The organism is Bradyrhizobium guangdongense (assembly GCF_006483445.1).
GTDB classification, from domain to species: domain Bacteria; phylum Pseudomonadota; class Alphaproteobacteria; order Rhizobiales; family Xanthobacteraceae; genus Bradyrhizobium; species Bradyrhizobium guangdongense_A.
On sequence record NZ_PPPT01000057.1, the window covers coordinates 25,751 to 35,436 of the forward strand.

8 protein-coding genes are annotated in these 9,686 nt (G+C 65.4%); all 8 read left to right on the forward strand.

Annotated elements, in window-relative coordinates:
• The 8 genes from C2U70_RS08635 (at nt 1) to C2U70_RS08670 (ending at nt 9,648) form a co-directional block, all read left to right on the forward strand.
• Nucleotides 1-1,497 carry a CoA-acylating methylmalonate-semialdehyde dehydrogenase gene (locus tag C2U70_RS08635; protein WP_140977578.1) on the forward strand — a complete coding sequence of 499 codons (1,497 nt, stop codon included), beginning with the start codon at nt 1-3 and terminating at the stop codon, nt 1,495-1,497.
• 22 nt (nt 1,498-1,519) lie between these two features.
• On the forward strand, nt 1,520-2,665 hold the full coding sequence (locus C2U70_RS08640) for an isobutyryl-CoA dehydrogenase (protein ID WP_140977579.1): 1,146 nt from the start codon (nt 1,520-1,522) through the stop codon (nt 2,663-2,665).
• Nucleotides 2,662-3,729 carry an enoyl-CoA hydratase/isomerase family protein gene (locus tag C2U70_RS08645; protein WP_140977580.1) on the forward strand — a complete coding sequence of 356 codons (1,068 nt, stop codon included), beginning with the start codon at nt 2,662-2,664 and terminating at the stop codon, nt 3,727-3,729. The genes C2U70_RS08640 and C2U70_RS08645 overlap by 4 nt, the downstream gene beginning before the upstream one ends.
• A 13-nt stretch (nt 3,730-3,742) precedes the next feature.
• Nucleotides 3,743-4,648: a 3-hydroxyisobutyrate dehydrogenase gene (gene mmsB / locus C2U70_RS08650; protein ID WP_283810355.1), complete on the forward strand. Its 906-nt coding sequence runs from the start codon at nt 3,743-3,745 to the stop codon at nt 4,646-4,648.
• A gap of 121 nt (nt 4,649-4,769) precedes the next feature.
• Nucleotides 4,770-6,485 carry an AMP-binding protein gene (locus C2U70_RS08655; protein WP_140977582.1) on the forward strand — a complete coding sequence of 572 codons (1,716 nt, stop codon included), beginning with the start codon at nt 4,770-4,772 and terminating at the stop codon, nt 6,483-6,485.
• A 128-nt stretch (nt 6,486-6,613) separates the two neighbouring features.
• Nucleotides 6,614-7,093: a MaoC family dehydratase gene (locus C2U70_RS08660; RefSeq protein ID WP_140977583.1), complete on the forward strand. Its 480-nt coding sequence runs from the start codon at nt 6,614-6,616 to the stop codon at nt 7,091-7,093.
• A gap of 229 nt (nt 7,094-7,322) precedes the next feature.
• Nucleotides 7,323-8,240 (forward strand): SDR family NAD(P)-dependent oxidoreductase, encoded by a 918-nt coding sequence (locus C2U70_RS08665; protein ID WP_140977584.1) that lies wholly within the window; start codon nt 7,323-7,325, stop codon nt 8,238-8,240.
• A 175-nt stretch (nt 8,241-8,415) separates the two neighbouring features.
• Entirely contained in the window at nt 8,416-9,648 is a 1,233-nt protein-coding gene (locus tag C2U70_RS08670) for an NAD(P)/FAD-dependent oxidoreductase (protein WP_140977585.1), read from the forward strand.
• Nucleotides 9,649-9,686: the final 38 nt, after the last annotated feature.

Sequence of the window (9,686 nt, forward strand, 5' to 3'; positions counted from 1 at the left end):
ATGCGCGCAGTCGGACATTTCATCGGTGGCAAGGAAGTGAAGGGCACGTCGGGCCGTACGGCCGACGTCTTCGAGCCGATGACCGGCGACGTCCAGGCCAAGGTGGCGCTGGCGTCCAAGGCCGAGGTCCGCGCGGCCGTCGAGAACGCCCGTGCCGCGCAGCCGGAATGGGCCGCGACCAACCCGCAGCGCCGCGCCCGCGTGATGATGAAGTTTCTGGAGCTCGTGCAGCGCGACTACGACAAGCTCGCCGAACTCTTGGCGCGCGAGCACGGCAAGACCGTGCCCGACGCCAAGGGCGACATCCAGCGTGGCCTCGAGGTCGCCGAATTCGCCTGCGGCATTCCGCATCTGATGAAGGGTGAGTACACCGAGGGCGCCGGCCCTGGCATCGACATCTATTCCATGCGCCAGCCGCTCGGCGTCGTCGCCGGCATCACGCCGTTCAATTTCCCGGCGATGATCCCGATGTGGAAGTTCGCGCCCGCAATCGCCTGCGGCAACGCCTTCATCCTGAAACCGTCCGAGCGCGATCCCGGCGTGCCGATGAAGTTGGCCGAGCTGATGATGGAAGCGGGCCTGCCGGCCGGCATCCTCAACGTCGTCAACGGCGACAAGGAGGCGGTCGACGCCATCCTCGACGATCCCGACATCAAGGCGATCGGCTTCGTCGGCTCGACCCCGATTGCGCAATACATCTACGAGCGCGCCGCCCAGACCGGCAAGCGCTGCCAGTGCTTTGGCGGCGCCAAGAACCACGCCATCGTCATGCCCGACGCCGACATGGACCAGACGGTCGATGCTTTGATCGGCGCCGGCTACGGCTCCGCCGGCGAGCGCTGCATGGCGGTTTCGGTTGCTGTGCCCGTCGGTAAGTCCACCGCCGACCGTCTGATGGAGAAGCTGATCCCGCGCGTGGAATCCCTCAAGATCGGCACCTCGATCGATCCCGCCGCCGATTACGGCCCGCTGGTGACGCGCGAGGCGGTCGAGAAGGTCAAGAGCTACATCGACATCGGCATCAAGGAAGGCGCAACGCTCGCCGTGGACGGCCGTGGCTTCAAGATGCAGGGCTACGAGAAGGGTTTTTATCTCGGCGGTTCGCTGTTCGACAACGTCACCAAGGACATGCGGATCTACAAGGAAGAGATTTTTGGCCCCGTGCTCTCGGTCGTGCGCGCACACGACTACCAGGAGGCGCTGGCGCTGCCGTCCGAGCATGATTACGGCAACGGCGTCGCGATCTTCACCCGCGACGGCGACGCGGCGCGCGACTTCGCGGCCAAGGTCAATGTCGGCATGGTCGGCATCAACGTGCCGATCCCGGTGCCGATCGCCTACTACACCTTTGGCGGCTGGAAGAAGTCGGGCTTTGGCGATCTCAACCAGCACGGTCCGGACTCGATCCGCTTCTACACCAAGACCAAGACGGTGACCTCGCGCTGGCCGTCCGGCGTCAAGGAAGGCGCGGAGTTCTCGATCCCGCTGATGAAGTAGTTCTCCTTCGAGCGAGGCGATGATGCAGTTCGCTCTGAACGAGGATCAGGTCGCGGTTCGCGACATGGCGCTGGCGTTTGCGGCCGAGCAAATCGCGCCGCATGCGCTGCGCTGGGACGAGGAAAAGCATTTTCCCGTCGACGTGATGCGCGAAGCCGCAAAACTCGGCATGGGCGGCATCTACATCCGCGACGATGTCGGCGGCTCCGCCCTGACGCGCTTCGACGCGGCGCTGATCTTCGAGGCACTGGCGACGGGCTGTCCGACCACCTCGGCCTTCATCTCCATCCACAACATGGCGTCCTGGATGATCGATGCCTACGGCAACGACACCCAGCGCCAGCAATGGCTGCCAAAACTCTGCACCATGGAGCTGATCGCGAGCTATTGCCTGACCGAGCCGGGCGCGGGCTCGGACGCGGCGGCGCTGCGCACCCGCGCGGTGCGCGACGGTGACCACTACGTCCTCAACGGCCAGAAGCAGTTCATCTCGGGCGCTGGCGGCACCGATGTCCTGGTTGCGATGGTGCGCACCGGCGGCGAGGGCGCCGGTGGCGTCTCGACGCTCGTCATCGACGGCAAGACGCCGGGCGTCTCCTACGGCGCCAATGAGCGCAAGATGGGCTGGAACGCCCAGCCGACCCGCGCCGTCATGTTTGAGAACGCCCGCGTGCCGGTTGCGAACCGGCTGGGCGACGAAGGTATCGGCTTCAAGATCGCGATGGCGGGCCTCGACGGCGGCCGGCTCAACATCACGGCCTGCTCGCTCGGCGGCGCCCAGACCGCGCTCGACAAGGCGCGCACCTACATGAAGGAGCGCAGAGCCTTCGGGAAGCGCCTCGACGAATTCCAGGCCCTGCAATTCCGTCTCGCCGACATGGCGATCGAGCTCGAGGCCGCCCGCACCTTTTTGTGGCGCGCCGCAGCCGCGCTGGACCGCAAGGACCCCGATGCCACCATGCTCTGCGCGATGGCCAAGTGCTTCGGCACCGATGTCGGCTTCGAGGTCGCCAACCACGCGCTTCAGCTTCATGGCGGCTACGGCTATCTCAGTGAATACGGCATCGAAAAAATCGTGCGCGATCTCCGCGTGCACCAGATCCTCGAAGGCACCAACGAGATCATGCGGCTGATCGTGGCGCGCAAGCTGATCGAGGGCGCGCGATGACTGCTTTGGAGGAGGGCGATCTGATTGCCCGCGTCGAGGGCTCGGCCGGCATCATCAGGCTCAATCGCCCCAAGGCGATCAATGCCGTGACGCTGGAGATGTTTCGCGACATCGACAAGGCGCTCGATCGTTTCGAGGCCGATCCTGCCGTCAGCGTGATCCTGCTGGAGGGTGCCGGCGAGCGCGGCCTGTGCGCCGGCGGCGACATCCGTGCGCTCTGGGAGAGCTCCAAGGTCAACGGCGATCTCGGCAAAATCCTGTGGCGCGAGGAATACATCCTCAACGCGCGGATCAAGAAGTTCCCAAAGCCCTATGTCGCCTTCATGGACGGCATCGTGATGGGCGGCGGCGTCGGATTGTCGGCGCATGCCAGCCATCGCGTCGTCACCGATCGCACAAAACTGGCGATGCCCGAGGTCGGGCTCGGCTTCTTCCCCGATGTCGGCGGTACCTGGCTGTTGTCGCATTCGCCGGGCGAGATCGGCACTTATTTTGGCCTGACCGGCCAGACCATGAATGGGCCCGACGCCATCCACGCGAAATTTGCCGACGCGGTGGTTCCGGCGGGGAAATTGCCGGAGTTGCGCGCCGCGTTGACCAAGGTTGGTCTCGGCGCGACCCCGGCGGACGCCACCAAGCTGATCGACGGCTTTGCGACCGGAGACGCCGCCGGCCCCGTCGCCGCGATGGAGTCGAAGATCGACGCGCTGTTCGCCTTCGACCGCATGGAGGACATCGTCGCAGCGCTCAAGCGCGACGGCTCCGAGTTTGCGCAAGCGACACTGAAGACGCTCGGCGAAAAATCCCCGCGCGGCATGGTGGTGACGCTGAAGCTGCTGCGGCTGGCGCGCTCCGCCTCGAGCCTGGAAGAATGCCTGGTGCGCGAATATCGCGCCGCGAACGAGGTGTTCCGCAGCGACGATTTTCGCGAGGGCGTGCGCGCCGCCGTGATCCACAAGGACCGCAATCCAAAATGGTCGCCACCTGATATCGAGGACGTGACGCCGGCGATGGTCGCGCCTTACTTCGCCGAGATCGGCGCGGACGAATTGAAGTTCAACTAAACAACGAAACGACATAGCGGAGGACATCGAGATGGCCACGATCGCATTCATCGGTCTCGGCAATATGGGCGGCCCGATGGCGGCCAATCTGGTCAAGGCCGGCCACAAGGTCACGGCCTTCGACCTGGTCGAGGCCTCGCGCGCGCAGGCCAAGGCCGATGGCGCTGCGATTGCCGAGAGCGCGGCCGGTGCGGTGAAGGGCGCCGATGTCGTCGTCACCATGCTGCCGGCCGGCAAGCATGTGCTCGGTGTCTGGAGCGAGGTCGTTCCCGCCATGACCAAGGGCGCGCTGATCATCGACTCTTCCACCATCGATGTCGAAAGCGCGCGTCAGGCCCATGCGCTCGCCGCCAGGCACGGCGTGCTCTCGGTGGATGCGCCGGTTTCCGGCGGCACCGGCGGCGCCAAGGGCGCGACGCTCACCTTCATGTGCGGTGGCGAGGACAAGGCCTTTGCCGCGGCAAAGCCGGCGCTGGAAAACATGGGCAAGAAGATCGTTCATTGCGGCGGCGCCGGCGCAGGGCAGGCGGCAAAGATCTGCAACAACATGATCCTCGGCATTTCCATGATTGCGGTGAGCGAGGCCTTTGCACTCGCCGAAAAGCTCGGGCTCTCGCACCAGGCGCTGTTCGACGTCGCCTCGACCTCGTCCGGTCAGTGCTGGTCGCTGACCACCTATTGCCCGGTGCCGGGTCCGGTGCCGACGTCACCCGCCAACAACGATTACAAGCCGGGCTTTGCCTCGGCGCTGATGGTGAAGGATCTGACGCTCGCGCAGGATGCCGCGAAGGCCGCGGGTGCTGCGACACCGCTCGGCAAGCATGCGCAGGAGATCTACCGGGACTTCGACGCAGCCGGTCAGGGTGGGGTGGATTTTTCCGGAATTATCAAGCACGTTAGGAGTCTAGCCGGGAAATAGCGGCCTTCGTTCGCGGCTTGTAGCCCGGATGAGCGAAGCGATATCCGGGAAACCGCGCAAAGAAAGTCCCGGATGTCGCTTCGCTCATCCGGGCTACGCTCGAATTCGACAGGCTCGAACGATGACGACATTTCAGGAAGCGCGCGCGTTTCTGCTAAAGCACCGCACGGATTACGAGACCGCGGTCAGCGGATTCCGCTGGCCCGATCCGGTTCCCTTCAACTGGGCGCTGGACTGGTTCGACGTGCTCGGGACAAGCGTCGAGAGCAAGGACCGGCCCGCGCTGTGGATCGTCGATGCCGCGCAGGACCGGCAGACAAAGCTCTCCTTTGCAGCGCTGTCGCGCCGCTCCAACCAGGTCGCCAACTTCCTGCGTGCGCAGGGCCTGAAGCGCGGCGATCATCTGCTGCTGCTGCTCGGCAATGTCGTTCCGCTCTGGGAGACCATGCTGGCGGCGATGAAGCTCGGCGTGGTCGTGATTCCCGCCACCACGCTGCTGACGGCCGACGAACTGCGTGACCGGCTCGATCGCGGCAAGGCGAAGGCGGTCGTGGCCGCGCAAGACCAGGTCGCGAAATTCGCAAGCCTCGGCGTGCAGGGCGTGGCCCGCATCGTTGTGGGTGAGGCCGCCGACGGCTGGCTCGCCTATGACGAGTCCGCAAATGCCCCGGAGAGTTTTACGCCCGACGGCCCCACCAACGCCGACGATCCGATGCTGCTCTATTTCACCTCGGGCACGACAGCCAAGCCAAAACTCGTGCGGCACAGCCAGCGCTCCTATCCCGTCGGTCATCTCTCCACCATGTTCTGGATCGGGCTCAAGCCCGGCGACGTCCATCTCAACATTTCCTCGCCCGGCTGGGCCAAGCATGCCTGGAGCTGCTTCTTCGCACCGTGGAATGCGGGCGCCACCGTCTTCGTGGTCAACCAGCCGCGCTTCGATGCCAAGGGCTTGCTCGCCACCATCGGCCGCTGTGGCGTCACCACGCTGTGCGCGCCGCCGACGGTGTGGCGTCTCTTCATCCAGGAGAACCTCGCCGCGTTCAAGGTCGCGCTTCGCGAGGTCTGCGGCGCCGGCGAGCCGCTCAATCCCGAAGTGATCGACCAGGTCCGCGCCGCCTGGGGCCTCACCATTCGCGACGGCTACGGCCAGACCGAGACCACGGCGCTCGCCGGCAACTCGCCGGGCCAGAAGGTCAAGATCGGCTCGATGGGCCGGCCGCTGCCGGGCTATCGGGTCCAGATCAGCGATGCCGACGGCAATCCCGCGAAGGAGGGCGAGGTCACGCTCATTCTCGGTGCTGATCGGCCCGCAGGCCTGATGCAGGGCTACCAGGGCGACGACGGCAAACTGGCGGGCACTGAGGGCGATCTCTATCGCAGCGGCGACGTCGTGTTCGAGGATGAGGAGGGCTATCTCACCTTCGTCGGCCGCTCCGACGACGTGTTCAAGTCGTCCGACTACCGCATCAGCCCGTTCGAGCTGGAGAGCGTGCTGCTCGAGCACGAACTCGTGGCGGAAGCAGCCGTCGTGCCGAGCCCGGATCCGATCCGCCTCGCGATCCCCAAGGCTTTTGTGCTGCTGACCTCAGGCGCGGAACGCTCGCCCGAGGCGGCGCTCTCGATCTTCAGGCACCTGCACACGCGCCTCGCGCCGTTCAAGCGTATCCGCCGCATCGAGATCGTCACCGAGTTGCCGAAGACGATCTCCGGAAAAATCCGCCGCGTGCAGCTACGACGGCTCGAACGCGACGATGATCGCGAGGATCCCTTGCGCGGCCGTGAATTCCGGGAAGAGGATTTTCCGGAACTGGCGAAGAGCAGGGGTGAAACGTAAAGCTGTCATTCCGGGGCGCGCGCAGCGCGAACCCGGTATCCATTTTGCCGCGGACTCTGTGGCCCGATGGATTCCGGGCTCGCGCCCAAGAGGGCGCGCCCCGGAATGACGATGGTTGGAGTAACTAAATGAACGAAGTCTGGAAAAAACCACCCATCACGCTCGAGGCCTATCAAGCCCTGGTCGGCAAGGAAGTCGGCGTGTCCGCGTGGCACCTGATCGATCAGCCTCGCATCGACACCTATGCCGACGTGATCGAGGACCACCAGTTCATCCATGTCGACCCCGCGCGTGCGGCGAAGGAAACCGCGTTCGGCACCACGATCGCGCACGGTTTTCTGACGATGTCGCTGATGTCCATCATGTCCTACGAGGTCATGCCGGTCATCGCGGGCACGACCATGGGCGTCAATTACGGTTTCGACAAGCTCCGTTTCATCTCGCCGGTACGATCAGGCAAGCGCGTCCGCGGCCGTTTTGTGCTGGCGGAAGCAAAGCTCCGCAAGCCCACCGAATTGCAGTCCCGCACCAACGTCACCATCGAGATCGAGGGCGAGGACAAGCCGGCGCTGGTCGCCGAATGGCTCGGATTGATCTATTTCGCGTAGTTTCTGCAGCCTTGGCCGGGCTTGACCCGGCAATCCATCGCTGCTCAAAAGCCAGTCCAAATCGCGCGGATTTCACCCTCTCCCCTTGTGGGAGAGGGTGGCTTCGCGGAACGCGAAGCCGGGTGAGGGGTATCTCTCCGCGGGTTCGCATGTTGAGAGAACCCCTCATCCGGCGCTGCGCGCCACCTTCTTCCACAAGGGGAGAAGGGAAGAGAACTAGGAAGCACTCATGGCAATCAGGTTTGACGGACGCGTTGCTATCGTCACCGGCGCCGGCAATGGTCTCGGACGCGCACATGCACTGGGGCTCGCCAGCCGCGGCGCAAAAGTCGTGGTCAATGATTTTGGCGGTGCGCGCGACGGCACCGGCGCGTCGCTGTCGCCGGCGGAAGCCGTCGTCGAGGAGATCCGCAAAGCCGGCGGCACCGCGATGGCCGATGGCGCCGACGTCTCGAACTTCGAGCAGGTCACCGCGATGGTCGAGCGCGCCACGAAGGAGTGGGGCAGCGTCGACATCATGTGCGCCAATGCCGGCATCTTGCGCGACAAGTCCTTTGGCAAGATGGAGGTCGCCGATTTCCAGAAGGTCTTGGACGTGCACCTCGTCGGCAGCTTCTACTGCTGCAAGGCGGTGTGGGCCGGCATGCGCGACCGCAACTACGGCCGCATCGTGCTGACGACCTCGTCGTCGGGCCTGTTCGGCAATTTCGGCCAGGCCAATTACGGCGCGGCGAAGTCGGGCATGGTCGGCCTGATGAACGTGCTCGCCGAAGAGGGCCGCAAGACCAACATCCGCGTCAACATCATCTCACCGACGGCCGCGACCCGCATGACCGAAGAGCTGCTGCCGCCGCAGGCGCTGCAATTGATGCGCCCGGAGGCGATCACGCCCGCGGTCGAATACCTCCTCAGCGAGGACGCGCCCACCCGCACCATCATGGGCGCAGGCGCCGGCTCTTTCGCGGTCATCAAGATCGTCGAGACCGAAGGCATCAACCTGCCGGAGTCCGAATGGACGCCGGATGCGGTCGCCGCGCATTTCGCGGAGATCAGCGACATGTCGAAGGCAAGGGCCTTGCAGGGCGCGTTCGAGCAGACGCAAAAATATGTCGGCCAGGCCGCCGCAAGGGCTGGGATCAAGCTCTGAAGCTGTCATTCCGGGGCGTCGCGACGGGACCGCGCGAGCGCGGCCCGGAACGGCGAGCCCGGAATCCATCATGCCGCGGAGTCTGACGCCCGATGGATTCCGGGCTCGCGCCAAGGGGCGCGCCCCGGAATGACGAGCGACTTTGTGGCGCACGAATCTGGCCTAAACTCCCGCCATGACCGCACCCAAACCCCACATCGCCATCATCGGCGCCGGTCCCGCCGGCCTGATGGCGGCGGAGGTTCTTGCGCGGAACGGTGCCAGCGTCACCGTCTACGACGCCATGCCGTCCGCGGGCCGCAAATTCCTGATGGCCGGCCGAGGCGGGCTCAATCTCACCCATAGCGAACCGCTACCGCAATTTCTCGCGCGCTACCGCGAGGCCGCGCCGAAGTTGAAGGAGGCGATCGACGCGTTCTCTCCCGATGCCTTGCGCGCCTGGAGTGAGGCGCTGGGCGAGCCGACCTTTGTCGGCACCAGCGGCCGGGTATTTCCCAAGGCGTTCAAGGCCTCGCCCCTGCTGCGCGCCTGGCTGCGACGGCTCGATGCCGGCGGTGTCCGGTTTGTCTTCCGTCATCGCTGGACCGGCTGGGACAGCGAGGGGCGGCTGCTATTCCAGACGTCGGACGGCGAGCGCGCAGTCGAGGCGCGTGCCACCGTGCTGGCGCTTGGTGGTGCGAGCTGGCCGCGGCTCGGCTCTGACGGGGGCTGGGTCGAGATCCTCGCGGCAAAGGGTGTTGCCATCTCGAAGCTACGGCCGGCCAATTCGGGCTTCACGGTCGCATGGTCAAAAGTCTTTCGTGATCGCTTCGAGGGCCAGCCACTCAAGGGCGTGGCCCTGACGATCGGGGCGCACACCGTGCGTGGCGAAGCCATGATCACCCGCAGCGGCATTGAAGGCGGTGCGATCTACGCACTGTCGGCGGAGTTGCGCGAGGCGGTGCTGGGCCTGGGCCAAGCGACGCTGACGATCGCAATGCGGCCCGATCTCGACGTGACCGCGCTGACCACGCGTCTGTCGGGGACGCGCGGCAAGCAATCGCTCGCAAATTTCCTGCGCAAGGCGGCGCAGATATCGCCGGTCGGCATAGGCCTGATGCAGGAGGCCGCGATCGCATCCGGCCGTCCGCTGGCATCGTTCTCGCCGGAAGACCTCGCGCAGCTCATCAACGCAATTCCGGTTCCTCTCACCGGCGTCGCCGCGATCGAATGCGCGATCTCGACTGCGGGCGGGGTGACCTTCGACGAGCTCGATGCCGACTTTATGATCCGCCAACTGCCCGGCGTGTTTGTGGCCGGCGAGATGCTGGACTGGGAAGCGCCGACCGGCGGCTACCTGCTGCAGGCCTCGTTCGCGACGGGTGTTGCGGCGGGCGGGGGTGTGTTGAAGTGGTTGAAGCGTTCATAGAACGCCGCCGCCCTTCGAGGCCTCCGCTACGCTCCGGC